Annotated in this window: 18 protein-coding genes; all 18 read left to right on the forward strand. The window is 41.9% G+C overall.

Annotated features, from left to right (window positions below; genetic code table 11):
• The first annotated feature begins 11 nt into the window (after positions 1 to 11).
• The 18 genes from hpnD to LIN78_RS17185 all read left to right on the forward strand — a co-directional run bounded on the left by hpnD (position 12) and on the right by LIN78_RS17185 (position 18,445).
• Positions 12 to 857 carry a presqualene diphosphate synthase HpnD gene (hpnD, locus tag LIN78_RS17100; protein ID WP_227182098.1) on the forward strand — a complete coding sequence of 282 codons (846 nt, stop codon included), beginning with the start codon at positions 12 to 14 and terminating at the stop codon, positions 855 to 857.
• On the forward strand, positions 854 to 2,167 hold the full coding sequence (gene hpnE / locus LIN78_RS17105) for a hydroxysqualene dehydroxylase HpnE (protein ID WP_227182099.1): 1,314 nt from the start codon (positions 854 to 856) through the stop codon (positions 2,165 to 2,167). The genes hpnD and hpnE overlap by 4 nt, the downstream gene beginning before the upstream one ends.
• 63 nt (positions 2,168 to 2,230) lie before the next feature.
• Complete coding sequence (locus LIN78_RS17110) at positions 2,231 to 2,977, forward strand: SDR family NAD(P)-dependent oxidoreductase (protein WP_227182100.1); 747 nt, start codon at positions 2,231 to 2,233, stop codon at positions 2,975 to 2,977.
• Positions 2,978 to 3,073: 96 nt separating this feature from the next.
• Positions 3,074 to 3,499 (forward strand): nucleoside-diphosphate kinase, encoded by a 426-nt coding sequence (gene ndk / locus LIN78_RS17115; protein ID WP_227182101.1) that lies wholly within the window; start codon positions 3,074 to 3,076, stop codon positions 3,497 to 3,499.
• 93 nt (positions 3,500 to 3,592) lie between these two features.
• A complete protein-coding gene (rlmN, locus tag LIN78_RS17120) occupies positions 3,593 to 4,678 on the forward strand; it encodes a dual-specificity RNA methyltransferase RlmN (RefSeq protein ID WP_227182102.1) in 1,086 nt (361 codons plus the stop codon).
• An 8-nt stretch (positions 4,679 to 4,686) separates the two neighbouring features.
• Positions 4,687 to 5,439, forward strand: coding sequence for a tetratricopeptide repeat protein (locus LIN78_RS17125; RefSeq protein ID WP_227182103.1), 753 nt, complete (start codon positions 4,687 to 4,689; stop codon positions 5,437 to 5,439).
• Positions 5,432 to 6,271 carry a helix-turn-helix domain-containing protein gene (locus LIN78_RS17130; RefSeq protein WP_227182104.1) on the forward strand — a complete coding sequence of 280 codons (840 nt, stop codon included), beginning with the start codon at positions 5,432 to 5,434 and terminating at the stop codon, positions 6,269 to 6,271. Before LIN78_RS17125 ends, LIN78_RS17130 begins: the two co-directional genes overlap by 8 nt.
• 34 nt (positions 6,272 to 6,305) lie before the next feature.
• Entirely contained in the window at positions 6,306 to 7,568 is a 1,263-nt protein-coding gene (gene ispG, locus LIN78_RS17135) for a flavodoxin-dependent (E)-4-hydroxy-3-methylbut-2-enyl-diphosphate synthase (protein WP_227182105.1), read from the forward strand.
• A gap of 76 nt (positions 7,569 to 7,644) precedes the next feature.
• Entirely contained in the window at positions 7,645 to 8,901 is a 1,257-nt protein-coding gene (gene hisS, locus LIN78_RS17140; protein ID WP_227182106.1) for a histidine--tRNA ligase, read from the forward strand.
• A 51-nt stretch (positions 8,902 to 8,952) separates the two neighbouring features.
• On the forward strand, positions 8,953 to 9,588 hold the full coding sequence (locus LIN78_RS17145) for a YfgM family protein (protein WP_227182107.1): 636 nt from the start codon (positions 8,953 to 8,955) through the stop codon (positions 9,586 to 9,588).
• Positions 9,588 to 10,712, forward strand: coding sequence for an outer membrane protein assembly factor BamB (bamB, locus tag LIN78_RS17150; RefSeq protein ID WP_227182108.1), 1,125 nt, complete (start codon positions 9,588 to 9,590; stop codon positions 10,710 to 10,712). The genes LIN78_RS17145 and bamB overlap by 1 nt, the downstream gene beginning before the upstream one ends.
• Before the next feature lie 18 nt (positions 10,713 to 10,730).
• Positions 10,731 to 12,149, forward strand: a complete 1,419-nt coding sequence (gene der / locus LIN78_RS17155) for a ribosome biogenesis GTPase Der (protein WP_227182109.1) — start codon at positions 10,731 to 10,733, stop codon at positions 12,147 to 12,149.
• A 151-nt stretch (positions 12,150 to 12,300) separates the two neighbouring features.
• The gene (hfq, locus tag LIN78_RS17160) at positions 12,301 to 12,540 is read left to right on the forward strand and encodes an RNA chaperone Hfq (protein WP_227182110.1); all 240 of its coding nucleotides are present in this window, start codon (positions 12,301 to 12,303) and stop codon (positions 12,538 to 12,540) included.
• Between the two features lie 86 nt (positions 12,541 to 12,626).
• A complete protein-coding gene (gene hflX, locus LIN78_RS17165; protein WP_227182111.1) occupies positions 12,627 to 13,784 on the forward strand; it encodes a GTPase HflX in 1,158 nt (385 codons plus the stop codon).
• Positions 13,785 to 13,816: 32 nt separating this feature from the next.
• Positions 13,817 to 14,989, forward strand: coding sequence for an FtsH protease activity modulator HflK (gene hflK, locus LIN78_RS17170; RefSeq protein WP_227182112.1), 1,173 nt, complete (start codon positions 13,817 to 13,819; stop codon positions 14,987 to 14,989).
• Positions 14,990 to 14,991: 2 nt separating this feature from the next.
• Positions 14,992 to 15,876 carry a protease modulator HflC gene (gene hflC, locus LIN78_RS17175; RefSeq protein WP_227182113.1) on the forward strand — a complete coding sequence of 295 codons (885 nt, stop codon included), beginning with the start codon at positions 14,992 to 14,994 and terminating at the stop codon, positions 15,874 to 15,876.
• A 13-nt stretch (positions 15,877 to 15,889) separates the two neighbouring features.
• Positions 15,890 to 17,044 carry an ATP phosphoribosyltransferase regulatory subunit gene (locus LIN78_RS17180; protein ID WP_227182114.1) on the forward strand — a complete coding sequence of 385 codons (1,155 nt, stop codon included), beginning with the start codon at positions 15,890 to 15,892 and terminating at the stop codon, positions 17,042 to 17,044.
• A 105-nt stretch (positions 17,045 to 17,149) separates the two neighbouring features.
• The gene (locus tag LIN78_RS17185; protein WP_227182115.1) at positions 17,150 to 18,445 is read left to right on the forward strand and encodes an adenylosuccinate synthase; all 1,296 of its coding nucleotides are present in this window, start codon (positions 17,150 to 17,152) and stop codon (positions 18,443 to 18,445) included.
• Positions 18,446 to 18,908: the final 463 nt, after the last annotated feature.

Genomic DNA, 18,908 nt, shown 5'->3' on the forward strand with positions numbered 1-18,908 from the left:
GGAATTTTAGGGTGACACCTGCAGAGTACTGTAAAGATAAAGCAGCTAAAAGTGGTTCTAGCTTCTATTTAGCAATGCGTTTACTGCCTAAAGCGAAGCAAGAAGCAATGTTGGCTTTATATGCTTTCTGTCGGGAAGTTGATGATGTGGTGGATGAAATTGCCGATGAAAAAGTGGCCTCAATGAAATTGTCGTGGTGGCGTACTGAATTGGCAGAAGCGGTGAGTGGCAATCCTCAGCATCCAGTCACTAAAGCATTAATGATGGCGGTAAAAAATTACTCACTCCCACCGTCTGAATTATTTGAAATCATCGATGGTATGGAGATGGATCTTCATCAAGCTCGATATAATCGCTTTGAAGATTTATTAATTTATTGTCATCGTGTCGCTGGTGTTGTTGGCACGCTATCCGCTCGAATTTTTGGCTATAAAAATGATGCGACTCTGAAGTATGCGCATGAACTAGGTATTGCGTTTCAGTTAACTAATATTATTCGTGATGTTGGGGAAGATGCTAGGAGAGGGCGTCTTTATTTGCCTGTTGAAGAGTTGCAAAAATTTGATGTTCCTGCTGCAGAACTGTTGCGATATCAAGAGTCAGATAGATTTGAGCAGTTAATGCAGTATCAAATAGAAAGAGCAAGGAAATATTATGATCTTGCTTTAGCTCAATTACCAAAGGAAGATGCCTCGTCACAAAAGACTGGCTTAATCATGGCTGCAATTTATAGAGCGACTCTAGAAGAAATTGTGTTAGATGGCCCATCTAAGGTATTAAATCAACACCTTTCGCTGCCTGCAGGCCGAAAAATATACTTAGCTTTAAAGACTTGGGTGTTTGGTTATTCGAAATGAAGAAGCACATTGCAGTCGTAGGGGCGGGTTACGCAGGCCTGACGGCTGCATACCATTTATCTAATTTTGGTTATCAAGTGACTGTGTATGAGTCGGCTCGAATCTTAGGTGGCCGGGCACGGCGAGCTGTAATCAACCAGCAAGTCTTAGATAATGGACAGCATATCCTTTCTGGTGCATATCATTCGCTTTTAAAGTTGTACGATGCTGTTGATTCAAACCCACCGCACTTACACAAATTAACTTTAGATTGGTGGATGTGGAATCGGTTTCGGCTAACCATTAAACCTAATTTTGGTCCATTATCCCCTTTGGTTGGCATTTGCCGAGCGAAAGGAATTACATTTCCAGAAAAATTGAAGTTTCTATCTTTTTTGATGGGGCTACAGTTTGGTAAAAAGCCAAAATCTGGTTTAACTGTTGCAGCATGGGTAAGCACACAGCCAGCAAAAATCATTCGGTATTTTTGGGAGCCTCTATGTGTGGCCGCATTAAATACACCGATCTTCAAAGCAGATGCTCAAGTCTTTTATCATGTTTTAAGGGATGGCCTGATCAAGGCACCTTTAAAGGAAGCTCTGATTTTACCAAGTGTTGATCTGACGGCTTTGCTTCCTGATCGCATGGCGAATACAATCGCCGAACAAAATGGGCGCATACTGACGTCTCGAAGAGTGAAAGCGATTTATGAAAGTGCGAAGAAGTTTGTCGTTGATGATGCCCAAGGGCGTTCTGAATTCGATGGCATTGTGTTAGCAATTGCACCTTATCAAATGAAATATATTGATATTCAGCTAGAAAACAACCAATCGCTCGATGAGTATAGAAGCTATCTCAACCAGCTGACATATGAGTCTATAACCACTGTATATCTACAATACCCATCTGATTGTCGTTTACCAATTGCGATGGTAGGTATTCATGGTTGTACTGAAAACGCATTGGGGCAATGGGCGTTTGATCGTGGACAAATTACAAATCAAGCAGGTTTAATTGCGGTGGTTGTTAGTACTGGAGATACTGTTGATCAGCTCCCTGATGAGGTGTTACAGGCCAAAGTACAATCTGAAATCACTCAGTACTTTTTTCCAAAGCAGCATCCACTTTGGATTAAAACGGTTAGAGAAAAAAGGGCGACAATCAGTTGCGATGTACACAAAGTGCAATCAACTTCTAATGTCGTGAGTTTAACCAACTCTTTTTATGTGGCTGGGGATTATTTGCATCCTTTGTATCCTGCAACGCTTGAATCTGCATGCCAAAGTGGTGAGCAAGCTGCACAGTTAATGCATAAATATTTATTAACGTAGTTTGTCGGCTGCGTTAACTGAAATTAAAATTAAATAAGACAAAGCTTTGGAGTGATTGAATTGATGACAAATTATGAAGCGCCGAAAGATTTACTGAAAGACAAAGTAATCTTGGTAACGGGTGCAAGTACGGGAGTAGGCGCTGCGGTTGCTGAATCTGCAGCGGCCTTGGGTGCTACCGTTATTTTACTAGCTAGAAGAGTGAAGTGGTTAGAGAAGGTTTATGACAGAATTTTGGCAGCAGGTGGCGCTGAACCAGCGATTATGCCAATGGATTTGTCGGTTGCCGGAGAGCATGAATTTAATCATGCCGCATCAGTGGTTGAAAGACAATTGAAACGTTTAGATGGCATAGTGCACTGTGCCGCACTTGATGATCAGCTGAGTCCTATGGAAATGGATTCGGTAGATAACTATGTGAAGCGATTAAGAGTGAATACTGTTGCTCCTTTTGCATTAACCAAAGCATTTTTACCATTGCTTAAAAATGCAGACAATGCCTCTATCATTTTAACGAGTGAATCTCACACGGCTGCGCCGCAGGCATACTGGACTGGTAATTCTTCTACACGCCTAGCTGCAGAGCACGCAGCTTTGGGATGGGCGCAAGAATGGGAGAGATTCGATAATTTACGCGTAAACATAGTGGTTCCTGGCCCAATTAACTCACCGTTTCGTGGACGAACACATCCAGGGGAAGATAGAGAGCGCTTACCAACTGTTGCTAGTGTAGTTCCGACATACTTATATTTGTTAGGAGCCGATAGCAAAGATGTGCGCGGGCAAAGAATCCAGGTGCACGGCGCTTAGTTCACTTCTATTCTAGAATTATTACATCTGTTATAATGCTAGATTAGACCAAATTTAAATGGTTAATTACGAAAATTTAGCTGGAGAATATTAAGCATGGCAATCGAACGTACACTTTCTATCATCAAACCTGATGCAGTTGCTAAAAATGTAATCGGCGAAATCTACAGCCGTTTCGAAAAAGCAGGCTTGAAGGTGGTTGCCTCTAAAATGAAACACCTGTCTCGTGCAGAGGCAGAAGGTTTCTACGCAGTACATGCTGCTCGTCCATTCTTCAATGACTTGGTTAACTTCATGATCTCTGGTCCTGTAATGATTCAGGCACTAGAAGGCGAAGGCGCAATCGCTAAAAATCGCGAACTGATGGGCGCGACTGATCCTAAGAAAGCTGAACCAGGTACTATCCGTGCTGACTTCGCAGATAGCATCGATGCAAATGCTGTTCATGGTTCTGATGCACCAGAAACAGCAGCAGTAGAAATCGCATACTTCTTCCCACAGGCAGAAGTATACTCACGTTAATTTCAAAGCAATTATTTATTGTTTTGATTGGTGAGTTGTAATAGGTTGTACCATAATAGGCCAGCTTTTGCTGGCCTTTTTGGTGAGGTGGGTATGGTGAATTTGTTAGATTTTGACTTGGCTGGGTTGACTGAATATTTGGTATCGATTGGTGAAAAACCATTCCGAGCCAAACAGCTTATGCGTTGGATGCATCAATATGGTGAATCAGATTTTGATGCAATGACTGATATAGCCAAGGTGACAAGGCAAAAACTAGCAACGTCAACTCACATTGCGCCACCTGTACTAGTTGCAGAACAAAAGTCTGAAGATGGTACTCGGAAGTGGGCATTAAATGTTGGTGAGGCCGGCGCAATCGAGACCGTGTTTATCCCTGAGGATGATCGGGGTACTTTGTGTGTATCTTCACAGGTCGGGTGTGCTCTGGAATGTACTTTTTGCTCTACTGGTCGTCAGGGCTTTAACCGTAATTTGACTGTGGCAGAAATAATTGGTCAAGTTTGGTGGGCAAATAAATCCCTAGGAAAAGATCCTAAAGGGGAACGAATTATTTCAAACGTTGTCATGATGGGGATGGGCGAACCATTGGCTAATTATGATAATGTCGTTAGTGCTATGCGCTTGATGTTAGATGACTTTGGATATGGACTATCTAGAAGACGTGTTACGCTATCTACATCTGGCTTAGTTCCAGCAATGGATCGCCTAAAAGAAGACTGTCCCGTTGCTTTAGCGGTTAGCCTGCATGCGCCGAATGATAAAATTCGCGATGTCATTGTCCCAATTAACCAAAAGTACCCGCTTAAAGAGTTAATGGCGGCATGCAATCGTTACTTGGAGAAAGCGCCTCGTGATTTTGTGACATTTGAATATGTAATGCTTGATGGCATCAATGATTCAGACCAAAATGCGAGAGAGTTAATTGCATTAGTGAAAGAGACGCCCTGTAAGTTTAATTTGATCCCTTTTAATCCGTTTCCAAATTCGGGTTACAATCGGTCAAATCCAAATCAAATCAAACGTTTTAGACAGATTTTGGTTGATGCGGGCTATGTGGTAACTGTACGTAAAACTCGTGGTGATGATATTGATGCTGCATGCGGTCAATTAGCAGGTCAAGTCAAAGATAAAACACAGCGCCAAATTAAGTGGCAACAGTTGACTGATAAGGAATAAAGCAACCTATGATGTTCAAGCTGCTAAAATATAGTTCGTTATTACTATCTTTATTTTCATTGGCTGTTTCAGCTGAAGATTCAAAGCAGGTTGAAGCTCAAAGAGCGGATGTGCATGCAAAATTGTCCGCATTTTATTTGGGTGTAGGTAAAAACAAAGAGGCATTAGACGAGGCTCGTATTTCGCAACAAGCGAGGCCTGATTTACCTATTGGCTACAATTCTTTGGGTATGGTCTATGCAGAGTTGGCCGAAGATGATTTGGCTGAACAGAATTTCAAGCTGGCATTAAAAATGGATCCAAATAATGCCGCTTACAATACCAACTATGGTTGGTTTTTATGCAAAAAGACACCTGCTGCATCATTTGATCATTTTATGATCGCGGTGCGAGATCCTTTGTATAAAACCCCTGAAATTCCATACACTTATGCTGCTGAATGCGCGAAGAAAATGGGTGATTTTGCGACTGCTGAAACATACTATTTACGTGCAAATCGTAGAAATCCAGATATGGCTGAGCCAATTTATGGCTTGGCGGATATGCGTTATAAAGCAAAAGATTATGCTGCTTCTGCAGAGTATTTACAAAAACTGTCTGAAATGAATGTTGACTCTCCGTTGATTTACTGGTTGGCGGTAAAGGTGTATCGCAAACTAGATAAGCAAGATGCATTGCAAGCTGCTGCAACCAGATTGTTGCGTTTGTATCCTAACTCTAGAGAAGCTGGTATGTACCAACGAGGAGTTGAGGATGAGTGATATGGATGTGCTAGATGGTTCGACATCTAGTGGTGAAAGCTCGCTAGGTCAATATTTAAAAGAAGCGAGAACAGCTGCAGGTTATAGTATCGAAGAGGTAAGTCAGTCACTACGTTTTTCAGTCTCGCAATTAAAAGCATTAGAAGAAGATCGATATGAAGACTTTTCTAGTCGAGTATATTTACAAGGGATCGTTAAGAACTATGGCAAATTCTTAAACGTTGATTTAGAGCAGTTGAATCAACGATTAAAAACCGTTTTGCCTGCAGATGTTTCTCCTGTCATTGCGCTACCTTATACTCAAGAAAAGTTTGAGAGTTCACGTCATTACTCCCGTTGGTTCTTTGGGGTGATCGTACTTTCTGTGCTAATAGGTGGTGGGGTATTTGTTTATAAGGAAACGAATCTCCTAAAAGCATTTTCGTCCAAAACGGTTGCGCCCGTTGATAGCTCTATCCCGGTTGTTGTCAATGAGGACAGTGCTTCACAATCTGATTCTATTGCTTCATCCACATCAATGCCTCTCACTGTTGCTCAGCCTGCGAGTGAGCCTAAAACTATGTTATCTACGCCACTGGTGCAATCAAGTGTGCAAAATGGAAAACTTTCGGTTTCCAGCGATCAAGCTGCTTGGGTTGAAATTAGAGATAATGCTGGTAAAAAATTAGTCTCTCAAATTGTCACTCCTGGATCGCCTATTGAAGTTCCTGCTTCAAAGCCGTTAAATCTAAAAATTGGCAAAGCCTCGCATGTTGTGATTAAGTTTGGTGAGCAGCCTATTGATCTAGCGCCTTATATAAAAGGTGAGGTCGCTAAGTTTACGCTTAACTAATATTTTTTAATATTATCTATTTAAGAACATAAAAATGTTGCCCAGAAGAAATACCCATCAAGTAAAAGTTGGCAATGTGGTTGTTGGAGGGGAGTATCCCGTTGTTATTCAGTCAATGACGAATACCGATACCGCTGACATTGCAGGCACAGTAAAACAAATTACTGAATTAGCGGTTGCTGGGTCTGAAATTGTTCGCCTTACTGTTAACTCTGCTGAAGCAGCTGCTGCCGTACCTGAGATTAAAAAGCAGTTATTGGCGCAAGGGGTTCATGTCCCTCTTGTTGGAGACTTTCATTTTAATGGGCATCGCTTATTAAGAGATTATCCTGAATGTGCCAAGGCATTGGATAAATACCGCATCAACCCAGGAAATGTGGGCAAAGGAAGCAAGAAAGACGAACAATTTGCTTTTATGATCCAATGTGCGATTGATTACGATAAGCCAGTCCGAATTGGCGTGAATTGGGGCAGCCTAGATCAATCGTTAGCTGGGCGTTTGATGGATGAAAATGCAAACCAGCCTAATCCATTGCCTCCTGATGCGGTAATGAAAGAGGCACTTATTGTTTCTGCATTAGAATCAGCCCAAAAAGCGGTTGAGCTTGGTTTGTCTCCTGACAAAATTATTTTGTCCTGTAAGGTTAGTCATGTTCAAGACCTGATTAACGTCTATCGAGATTTATCTGCGCGCTGTTCCTATCCATTACATCTTGGTTTGACTGAAGCAGGCATGGGTAGTAAAGGTATTGTGGCATCAACTGCTGCGTTAAGTGTGCTATTACAAGAAGGTATTGGTGACACAATCAGGATTTCCTTGACCCCGGAGCCTGGTGGTGACAGAACAAAAGAGGTAGTTGTTGCTCAAGAAATACTGCAAACAATGGGTATTCGTTCCTTCACCCCGTTAGTGACTGCTTGTCCTGGATGTGGACGGACAACAAGTACAGTCTTTCAAGAGTTGGCTGAAAAAATTCAAACGTTTCTAAGAGCGCAAATGCCTGTGTGGCGTTTGCAATATCCGGGCGTTGAAGATATGAAAGTTGCTGTGATGGGGTGTGTGGTTAACGGTCCTGGTGAGTCACGTCTTGCGGATATTGGTATTTCATTACCAGGAACGGGTGAGGTACCTGTATGTCCTGTGTATGTGGACGGCGAAAAGACAGTTACCTTGAAAGGTGACTTGGTTGCAGAAGAGTTTCAAGTCTTGGTCCAAGAGTATGTTGAGAAAAACTACATTGAAGGTGGTAAGAAACGTACTGAAAAATCAAAAGTGATTCCAATCATCAATGTCTAAAGCAGTTTTGTTGAAAACAATTAGTAAATAGAAAAAATGACAATCTATTTCTTATATTGAGAAATGTTCAAAAGAAATGGCAAAAAATATACAAGCAATTAAAGGTATGAATGACATCCTCCCAGGTGAGAGTGGCCGCTGGGAAGCTTTCGAAAATACTGTTCGTGATGTTTTATTTTCATATGGATATAGAAACATTAGGATGCCAATTGTTGAGCAGACAGATCTATTTGTTCGTTCAATTGGAGAGGTTACTGATATTGTCGAGAAGGAGATGTATACCTTCACAGATCGTCTTAATGGCGATAGCTTGACCTTGCGTCCAGAAGGGACCGCTTCTTGCCTACGTGCAGTGATGGAGCATAATTTGTTATATGATGGTCCGCAAAAGGTATGGTATAGCGGCCCAATGTTTAGACATGAACGCCCACAAAAAGGACGTTATCGTCAGTTCCATCAATTTGGTGCTGAAGCATTGGGTTTGGCTGGTCCAGATGTGGATGCAGAGCAACTGGTGATGCTTTCGGAGTTATGGAGAAAATTAGGTCTCACGGGCTTATCTCTGGAAATCAATACGCTAGGGGATGTCGATAGCCGCGCAGCTCATCGAAATAGCTTGATTGCCTATTTTGAAAAGCACTCAGAATTATTAGATGATGATGCTAAACGACGTTTGCATACAAACCCTTTGCGGATTTTGGATACTAAAAATCCTGCAATGCAGGAAATGGTAAATGCAGCGCCTCAGTTAATTGATTACATAAATGAAGCTGGGTTAAAGCATTTCGAACGTCTTCAATCACTGTTAGCTGCGAGTGATATTTCTTACAATATTAACCCGCGTCTTGTGCGAGGTTTAGATTATTACAATTTAACAGTATTTGAATGGGTGACCAACGAACTTGGTTCTCAAGGTACTGTTTGTGGCGGTGGCCGTTATGATGGTCTAATTGCCCAGTTAGGTGGCAAGCCTGCGCCAGCTTGTGGTTTTGGTATGGGAGTTGAGCGACTGCTATTATTGTTGGAAGCTCAGTCTGTTCAGATGCCAATTCGAAAATTAGATGTATATCTGGTTCATCAGGGCGAGCAGGCAAGTAGCTTTGCATGGAACGTTTCAGCGGCGCTTAGGGCAAAAGGGTTTAGTGTTCAACAGCACATGGGTGAGTCAAGCTTTAAATCTCAAATGAAAAAAGCAGATCAGTCGGGCGCTAGATTTGCTGTCATTATTGGCGATAATGAAGCTGCTGAATCTAAAGTCGCGCTAAAAGCATTGCGAGAAGAGTCAACTCAGCAATTGCTTACAATTGAAGAATTAACTAAAGCTATTGTTTAGTAGGCAAGGGCGTTAAGTTGACAAGCCTCAAAAATAAGTAAGGACTTAAAAATGGCTGTGTATGATCTGCAAGAACAAGAACAAATAGATGCATTAAAGGCATGGTGGCAAGACAATAAAAAATTTGTTGTTAGTATTGTTACTATTACCTTGGTTGGATTGGCTGGCTACAAAGGCTGGAAGTATTGGAAAAATGAACAATCAGCTAAAGCTGCTGTAGAGTTTGAGTCGTTGCAGCAATCGGTACAACAGAAAAATCTAGCTAAAGCTCAGCAGCACAAAAATGCGTTGTTGACCAATTATTCAGAGTCTGCATATGCCGGTAGAGGAGTATTAATTATTTCTTCTGCTGAAATTGAGGCTGGAAAATTGAATGATGCAACAACAGATCTACAATGGCTTATCCAAAATAGCAAAGAGCTACCTATTCAAGATGTAGCTCGTTTGAGACTAGCTTCACTAAAATTAGACCAAAAGAAATTTGATGAGGCATTATCAAATTTAAATGCAATAACTACAGATGGCCTGAAAGGATTGGTCAGCTTTCAAAAAGGTGATGTGCTACTTGCTAAAAATGACAAAGCAGGTGCAAAAACATCGTTTCGCTTGGCTTTAGAGCAATTGGATCAGGCTGATCCATTGAGATCAGTCGTTGAGATGAAAATCGACTCCTTAGGAGGCTTGTAATGCGTTTACGCGCTAGTTTGGTAATAGTGGCAGCTGCATTGGTAACTTTGTCAGGATGTTCTTCATGGACATCTGGTGAACGAGCAAACCCACCTAGTCCTTTGACAGACTTTGTGGCCCAGGCTGAAGTTAAAACAGTTATGCAAACTAGTGTTGGTGCCAACGGTGTATATTCATTTACACCCGCAATTAGTGCTAGCAAAGTTTTTGCAACCGGTTCAGATGGGCAAATCAAGCAACTTGGTAGCAGTTTTTCAATTGCAACAGGTCAACAATTGTCATCTGGTGTTGGTGCTGGGCAAGGTCGTATCGCCGTTGTTACTACCCAAGGATCCTTATTGACTTATGATGAAGATGGTAAGCTGGTTTGGAAGGCAGATGTTGGCTCGCAAGTGCTAGCTGCACCAACGATCGCAGCAAACACGGTATTTGTGCGTACGGGTGATGGAAGTTTTGTCGGTTTTGACTTATTTTCTGGTAACAAAAAATGGATGGTGCCACGAACCCAGCCTGCCTTGTTATTAAGAAATTTTGCTCCAGCTGCCGTGATAGACTCAGTGGCTTTTGTAGGTACTGCTGGTGGTCGTTTGGTGGCTATCGAATTAAGCAAGGGCACAGTGTTATGGGAAAGTATAATTGCTCAGCCTAGAGGGGCCACCGATTTAGAGCGTATGTCCGATATTACTAGCACGCCTGCTGTGAATGCTGATTCTGTATGTGCAGTTGCCTATCAAGGAAAAGTGGCGTGTTACGAAGCAAAGTCTGGGCAGTTAAAATGGTCCCGAGATGTTGGAAGTGAAAAAGGTGTTGCTTTAGATTTTAAAAATCTTTATGTAACTGATACAAGTGGTGTTGTGTATGCTTATGATAAAGACTCTGGCGCAAGCGTTTGGAAGAATGACAAGCTAAAGTATCGTGACGTGAGTGGACCTGCCGTGCTTGGTAGATATGTATCCGTAGCTGATTCAGAAGGGTACTTACACGTATTATCTAGAGATAATGGCCAAATTATTGGTAGACAACAATTAGATGGCAGTGCGGTAGTTGCACAGCCTTTGGTGAAAGATGAAACATTCATTGTTCAAACGGTGAATGGAAATGTATATGGATTGGGTATCCGTTAAGGGTTACCAAACAAAAGAATGAAGCCTACTTTAGTTTTAGTTGGTCGCCCTAATGTCGGGAAGTCAACATTATTTAATCGTTTAACAAAAACACGAGATGCCTTGGTTGCTGATTTGCCTGGTTTAACTCGTGATAGGCATTATGGCAACGGTAAAGTTGGCAATAAGTCTTATCTAGTCGTTGATACTGGAGGTTTTGAGCCGGTCGTCAAAGATGGCATTATGCATGAAATGGCTAGGCAGACGTTACAAGCAGTAGACGAAGCCGATGTGATTTTATTTATTGTTGATGCGCGTCAGGGTCTTACCCCACAAGATAAGCAAATTGCCGATCAACTACGTAAAACAGGCCGAAAAGTTTGGTTGGCAGTGAATAAAGCCGAAGGTATGGCGCGTTCAGTGGTCACAGCCGAGTTTTATGAGCTTGGACTTGGCGATCCGATGGCCATTTCTGCAGCGCATGGGGATGGGTTACGTGAGTTGATTGATGTTGTGCTGGGTGACTTTCCTGAGGCATCAGCAGAAGAAGACCCCGATCACCCTAAAATTGCGATCATTGGACGCCCTAATGTTGGAAAATCAACATTAGTGAACAGAATTTTAGGTGAAGAACGTGTCATTGCATTTGATGCGCCTGGAACAACTAGAGATAGTATCTATATCGATTTTGAGCGAGAAGGCAAGCCATATACAATTATTGATACTGCTGGCGTTCGTAAAAAAGGCAAAGTGACTGAGGCAATAGAGAAGTTCTCGGTTATTAAAACGTTGCAAGCGGTAGAGGATGCAAACGTTGCTGTTTTGGTTTTAGATGCACGCCAAGAAATTTCTGATCAGGATGCCTCACTTGCTGGGTTTATCTTGGAGTGTGGTCGTGCCCTTGTCATTGCTGTTAACAAATGGGATAACTTACCAGAAGATCAGCGTACAAGAATTAAATATGAATTGGAAAGAAAGTTAAGTTTCTTGGCATTTGCTAAGTTACACTTTATTTCAGCATTGCAAGGTAATGGTGTTGGCGGATTATTTGCTTCTATTGACAAGGCCTACTCTTCTGCAATGGCGAAACTAGCGACACCTAAATTAATCAGGGCGCTTCAATTGGCTGTAGAGAAGCAACAGCCTCCACGAGCGGGGATGTTTAGACCAAAGCTACGTTATGCTCACCAAGGGGGAAGTAATCCACCTGTTGTCGTTGTGCATGGTACTTCGCTGGAGCATATTCCAGACAGTTATTGGAGATACCTAGAGCATACATTTGTCAAAATGTTCCAGCTCGAAGGCACGCCATTAAGCGTACAATATAAACGTAATGACAATCCGTTTGCACCAAAAGATCCTGTGATTCCAGGTCGAACTTCAAGCCAACCAGGCGCAAGAAGAAAACCAAAGCCTGAATCAAAAGTGAAAGTGCAATCGAGAACTAAAAAGAGATAACAAAATTGAATTGATAAATTGTGGTTATTCAGCCTAATTTATCTAATTGAAGTGAATTAATCTTTGTATTTTCGGTCAGATAGATTACATTTAAAAATGTAAGCCGATGATCGGTATAATTTAAATCAGAACATTGACATGGAGTCAAAACATGAGTGGCAAAGGGCAAATTTTACAAGACCCGTTTCTAAATATTCTTAGAAAAGAACACGTACCTGTTTCTATCTACTTAGTGAACGGAATTAAACTTCAAGGCCAAATTGAGTCATTTGACCAATATGTGGTGCTATTGAGAAATACTGTGACGCAGATGGTGTATAAGCACGCCATTTCTACTGTAGTTCCAGCTCGTTCTGTTTCGATTCCATTCGATCAGCCTTCTGAAGGCTAATCACCCCTCCTTGTTTTAGTTACCCAAGCACCTGTAAAGGAGCTTGGGTATTTCTTTGTTCCCCACATTGTCGAGAAATTAGCTAAGTGTTTGATCGTCCGGAAATAGGCAACTCTGTTGTCCTTGTGGCAATTGATTTTGGTGATATTGATTTTCTAGAGTCTTTAGCTGAACTGAAAGAGTTAGCTAGAAGTGCAGGGCTTTCTGTTGTCGCTGAGGTGACAGGAAAGCGAGATAGACCCGATCCTGCGTATTTTGCTGGGACGGGAAAAGTGGATGAGGTTGGCTATTGTCTAAAGTCGGTTGATGCCAATTTGGTTATCTTTAATCATCAATTATCCCCAGCCCAAGAGCGTAACTTGGAAAAGCGTCTCGAATGTAGGGTAATTGATCGAACTAGTCTTATTCTAGATATATTCGCCCAACGTGCTCAGAGCCATGAGGGTAAGTTACAAGTAGAGTTAGCGCAGTTGGAACATTTAATGACCAGGCTTGTCAGAGGTTGGACACATCTAGAAAGACAAAAAGGTGGGATTGGCCTGCGTGGACCAGGTGAAACACAGCTAGAGACGGATAGGCGATTAATTGGAAAGCGCGTAAAACTTTTAAAAGATCGTTTAGCCAAAGCAAAAATGCAGCGCCATGTGCAAAGAGGGGCAAGACATAAGGGTAAAGTGTTTTCTGTTTCTATTGTTGGTTACACGAACGCTGGTAAATCTACGCTGTTTAACCGAATGACTAAAGCGCAGGCCTACGCGGCGAATCAACTATTCGCAACTTTAGATACCACGAGTCGAAAAGTATTTTTGGCGGAAGGCGAGAATATGGTGTTGTCTGACACTGTAGGGTTTATACGCCAATTACCGCATAGTTTAGTCGCGGCCTTTCGTGCGACATTGGAAGAGACAATTCATGCAGATTTATTGCTGCATGTTGTTGATGCTAGTCATCCACTTCGTGATCAACATATCATTGAAGTGAATAAAGTATTAAAAGAAATCGAAGCAGATCAAATTCCTCAGGTGATTGTATGGAATAAAATCGACCTTAAGCCCGGTTTGGAGCATGGGGTTGAAACTGATGAATATGGTAAAATTCACGGGGTTCGGGTGAGTTCGTTAACTGGTGACGGATTTGATCTTTTAAGAGCAATTTTACGAGATCAAGCGACGACTGGAACAATAGTTGCTACGGCAAAAGAGTCAGTGGGTAGTGACTGGAGTCCTTTGGACGAACAAGCATAGATCTTACATTCTAGAAACATAGGTGTTTTTACATGAGCGATTCTCAGTGGGGTAAAGGTAATAAGAATGGTGGCCCACCTGATCTTGATGATATCTTTCGTCAATTAAATGAAAAAATTTATTCTCTTTTTGGGAAAAAGGCCCCGTCTAATGGCGGTCCAACGAGCCAGCCTTCTGGTATTGGTGGGGTGGTTGGCATTGCATTAATCGTGCTGCTTTTAATTTGGGCTGCAACTGGTTTTTATATTGTCGATGCCAAAGAGCGAGGTGTAGTACTTCGATTCGGTAAATTTAGTGAGGTCACATCGGAAGGTCTAAATTGGCATCTCCCTTATCCTTTTGAAGATGTCTATGTAATTAACTTGACCCAAGTTCGTAGTGTTGAAATCGGGTATCGTGACAATTCTAAGAATAAAATCCCTGAAGAAGCATTGATGGTTACTGAAGATCAGAACATTGTTGATGTTCAACTAGCCATTCAATATGACATAACTGATCCAAAAGCATACTTGTTTAATAATGTCTTTACGATGGCTGATGCCCAAGATGTTGTTAAGCAGGCAGGTGAGGCTGCTATAAGAGAAGTTGTCGGTAGAAATAAAATTGATGCGGTTTTGAATGAGGGTCGTGGAAAAATTGCAGTCGATGTTAAAACAACTATCCAATCCATTTTAGATAAGTACGGTTCAGGTGTACGTGTTACCCAAGTAAGTATTAATCAAGTTCAACCTCCTGAGGCTGTTCAAGCTTCATTTGATGATGCTACTCGTGCTGTACAAGATAAGGATAAGTCAAAGAGTGAGGGTGAAGCATATTTCAACGACAAGGTTCCTAAGGCTAAAGGTTTAGCTTCTCGTCTAGAGGCAGAATCAGAAGGCTACCGCCAAAGCGTCATTGCAAATGCTGAAGGTGAGGCAAGTCGTTTTTCTCAAGTGCTAGAGGCTTATTCTGAAGCCCCGGCGGTTACTCGCCAACGCATGTATTTAGATACGATGCAGAAGGTCTTGACTTCATCTAGTAAGGTATTGGTTGATCAAAAAAATGGTAATAATTTATTGTACTTACCTTTAGATAAACTACTACAACAAGAAAACCTAGGTGTTGCAAAATCTCCGAGCGTTTCGGGGTCAACTTCAAATGTTCCCTCTTCGTCAATGACGGTAACTAAAGATACCCCTGATTCAGCAGTAAGAGAGGGGAGATAATTATGCAAAAGCTAATTTCAACTGCAGTCGTTCTATTGTTGGCACTCTTTTTGGTAAATGTGAGTCTTTTCACTGTTAATCAAGCTCAGTATGCGATGGTGTTTCAGTTTGGTGAGATTGTCCGTGTTGTAAAAGAACCTGGCATTCAGTTTAAAGTACCACTAACACAATCTGTAAAACTCTTCGAGAAGCGAGTGCAGACTATTGATGCTGAAGCGCCGGACCCATTTAATACTAAAGAAAAGAAAAATGTCTTAGTAGATAGCTTTATCAAATGGCGTGTCTCTGATGTGGTGCAATTCTATAAATCTACAGGTGGTGATAATCAAGTTGCCGAGATGCGAATTCGTCAAATCGTGAATAGTGGGTTGCGAGATGAAATCGGTAATGTCACGGTCTATGAGGTGATTACCGGAAAACGAGACAGCATCATGAGTGAAGTGCGCAAAAAGGTAAACATGGAGTCTCCTAAACTAGGGGTTGAGGTGTTGGACGTTCGCCTAAAGCGTGTAGACTTTCCGCAAAATATTAGTACTGCAGTTTATGAGCGTATGAACGCAGAACGAAAACGAGTTGCAAATGAATTGCGCTCTGAAGGTGCTGCAGAAGCTGAAAGAATCAAAGCGGATGCTGATCGCCAGCGTGAGGTAATCATTGCTGAAGCCTATAAAAAGGCACAAGAAGTTAAAGGTGAAGGGGATGCCAAAGCTGCAAAAATCTATGCTTCAGCATTTTCTAAAAACCCAGAGTTTTATAGTTTCTATAAAAGTATGGAAGCTTATCAAAACTCCTTTAAGAATAAGTCAGATGTTATTGTGTTAGACCCTTCATCTGATTTCTTTAAATATTTGAAAAATCCTTCAGGTGCACTGAAGCCTGCAAAGTAAAAATTGGTGTGAAATGAATAATCGCTGGTTACTTCCTGAGTATATTGAAGATGTTCTACCTGAGGCGGCTTGGCAGGTGGAAGATGTAAGAGCAAAGTTACTATCCCTTTTTAAATCATATGGATATGAGCTAGTTATTCCTCCTCATGTGGAATACATTGAGTCGCTAACGGGCATTGAGGGTGATGATCTAAATCTGAAAACCTTTAAGCTAGTGGATCAGATCACAGGTAGGCAACTTGGGCTCAGAGCTGATATGACGCCTCAAGTTGCCCGCATAGATGCTCACTTACTCAATAGGATGGATGTAACCAGACTTTGTTATGCTGGTCATGTTGTTCATACCTTGCCGGCAGGACACTTTTCAACCCGCGAACCATTGCAAGTAGGTGCAGAAATTTATGGTTCGAAAAATCTTACGGCAGATATTGAAATCATTGAATTGATGTCTTCAGCATTAAAGGTTGCTGGCATTAGTGAGATGAATGTTGATATTGGGCATGTAGGAATTTTTCGTACAATTTGCGAGTTGGCTAAAGCATCACCCCAAATAGTTGACCAACTCTTTACTGCATTGCAAACAAAAGATCTTCCGTCTATTGCCGAACTCACTATTAATTGGGAAGAGTCGTTAAAGGTGGCTGTACTCGCCTTACCTAGTTTATTTGGTGAAGCTGAATCTGTACTCGCAACTGCGAGATTAAAACTGCCAACTGTTCCTGCCATACAAGATGCATTAGAGACGATTGAGCGTGTGTGTGTTCACTTAGCGACAATTGGGGTTCGATGTTCTGTAGAACTCGGCGAGCTAAGAACCGGTTTTTATCATAATGGCCTTGTATTTACTGCTTTTGCTAAGGGATGGTCAAACCCTGTGGCTAGAGGGGGGCGGTATGACAATATTGGTCAGCAGTTTGGCCGGGCTCGTGCAGCAACGGGTTTTAGTATTGATTTAAGAGATATCCTTAGGGGGTTGAGTACTCCTTCTGGTAAAATGTCGATTTTGGCGCCTGATTCTCAGGAACCTGAGCTTCGCGAACTGATTGCAAAACTCCGTGAAAGTGGAGAAATCGTGCGAGTAGATATTTCAGGCGGCAGTTCAGATGAACTAGCCTGGGATCGAAAGATTGTTAAGTCAGTAAATGGCTGGGAAGTTGTATCAAAATAGTATTCCTAGTTGTAATTGCTGAATGTTTTTTGCTAAATAAAATCCATTAACAGTAAGTTTGGCTTTTATTTAATTGTTTTAGATGATGTATTTCGAGGAATACAAATGGCACGCAATGTCGTAGTAATTGGTACCCAATGGGGTGATGAAGGTAAAGGCAAGATTGTTGATTGGTTAACAGACCATTCACAAGGTGTTGTTCGTTTCCAAGGCGGGCATAACGCTGGTCATACATTGGTTATTGGTGGTCAAAAAACTGTCTTACACTTGATTCCAAGTGGAATCTTGCGTGAGGGTGTTGCGTGCTACATTGGTAATGGGGTTGTTCTTTCTCCAAAAGCATTACTTGATGAAATCACTAAGTTGGAAGCTGCTGGTATTGCTGTTTCTTCACGTCTTAGAATTTCAGAAGCTTGTCCACTAATTTTGCCTTACCACGTAGCTGTAGATCAGGCACGTGAAGCAGCAAAAGGCGAGGCAAAAATTGGTACTACTGGCCGCGGTATTGGTCCTGCGTATGAGGATAAAGTAGCGCGTCGTGCAATTCGTTTGCAGGATTTGTTCTATCCAGAACGTTTTGCTGCTAAGTTAAAAGAAGTATTGGAGTACCATAACTTCGCGTTAGCAAACTACTACAAGGTAGATACAGTTGATTATCAACAAGTGCTGGATGAAACATTGGCATTTGCTGAGCGTATCCGTCCGATGGTTGCAGATGTATCTCGCGAGTTGTATGACCTGTCGCAAGCTGGTAAATCAATTCTATTTGAGGGTGCTCAAGGTTCGTTGCTAGACGTAGATCATGGAACCTATCCTTTTGTGACCTCTTCAAACTGTATTGCAGGTGCAGCCGCGCCAGGCGCTGGTGTTGGGCCGCAAATGCTTCAGTACGTTTTAGGCATCACAAAAGCTTATACAACACGTGTAGGTTCTGGTCCATTCCCAACCGAATTGTTTGACGATACAGGCGCATTCCTTGCAAAGCGCGGTAACGAGTTCGGAGCAACAACAGGTCGCCCACGCCGCTGCGGATGGTTTGATGCCGCTGCATTAAAGCGTTCAATTCAATTGAACGGTGTCACCGGTTTGTGTGTAACTAAGCTTGACGTGATGGATGGCATGGAAACCATTAATCTTTGTACTGGCTATGAAGTAAATGGCATCAAGTATGACATTCTTCCATATGGTGCAGAATTGGTAGAAGGGTGCCAGCCAATTTTCGAAACCATGCCAGGTTGGTCTGAGACTACGGTGGGTGTTAAAGCATTTGATCAACTGCCTGTAAATGCTCAAGCCTATCTAAAGCGTATTGCTGAAGTGTGTGGTGCGCCAGTTGACTTGATCTCAACAGGGCCGGATCGTGAAGAAACAATTGTGATGAGACATCCTTTTGCTCATTAATATATAGTTGCTTCCAAAGAAAAAGGGTTGTCTGAAAAGACAACCCTTTTTCATTTTTTGCCTTTAGGTGTTTTGAATGCTGCATGTGGAAGTTATTTACCTGATTAAGGTCCATTTCCGACTTTTGTAGAGAGATTTTTAGGTATTAAAGGTTAGTTTTATTTAGTGGTGTCGAAGAAAGATAAGATCTGGTCTAAAAGTTTCAAAAAATATTTATGTAATATTTTCTTTTGGAATCAAAGGGTTGATGTGTTTTGATGGTGGTGTCTGTAAAGAAAGGTGTAGGGAAGGTGTTGACATTGTTTGGTCTGGTGCGTATAGTTCGCCTCTCTGCTGCTGACGCAGACGACGAAACGAAGCGAAAAACAGCTGAGTTTACGAAAGTTTAAAGTTAGTTGCAACCGCTCTTTAACAAACGAACAACCGATAAGTGTGAGTGCTTGATGATGACGCGTTACCTTAG

Source organism: Leeia speluncae (genome assembly GCF_020564625.1).
GTDB lineage: Bacteria > Pseudomonadota > Gammaproteobacteria > Burkholderiales > Leeiaceae > Leeia > Leeia speluncae.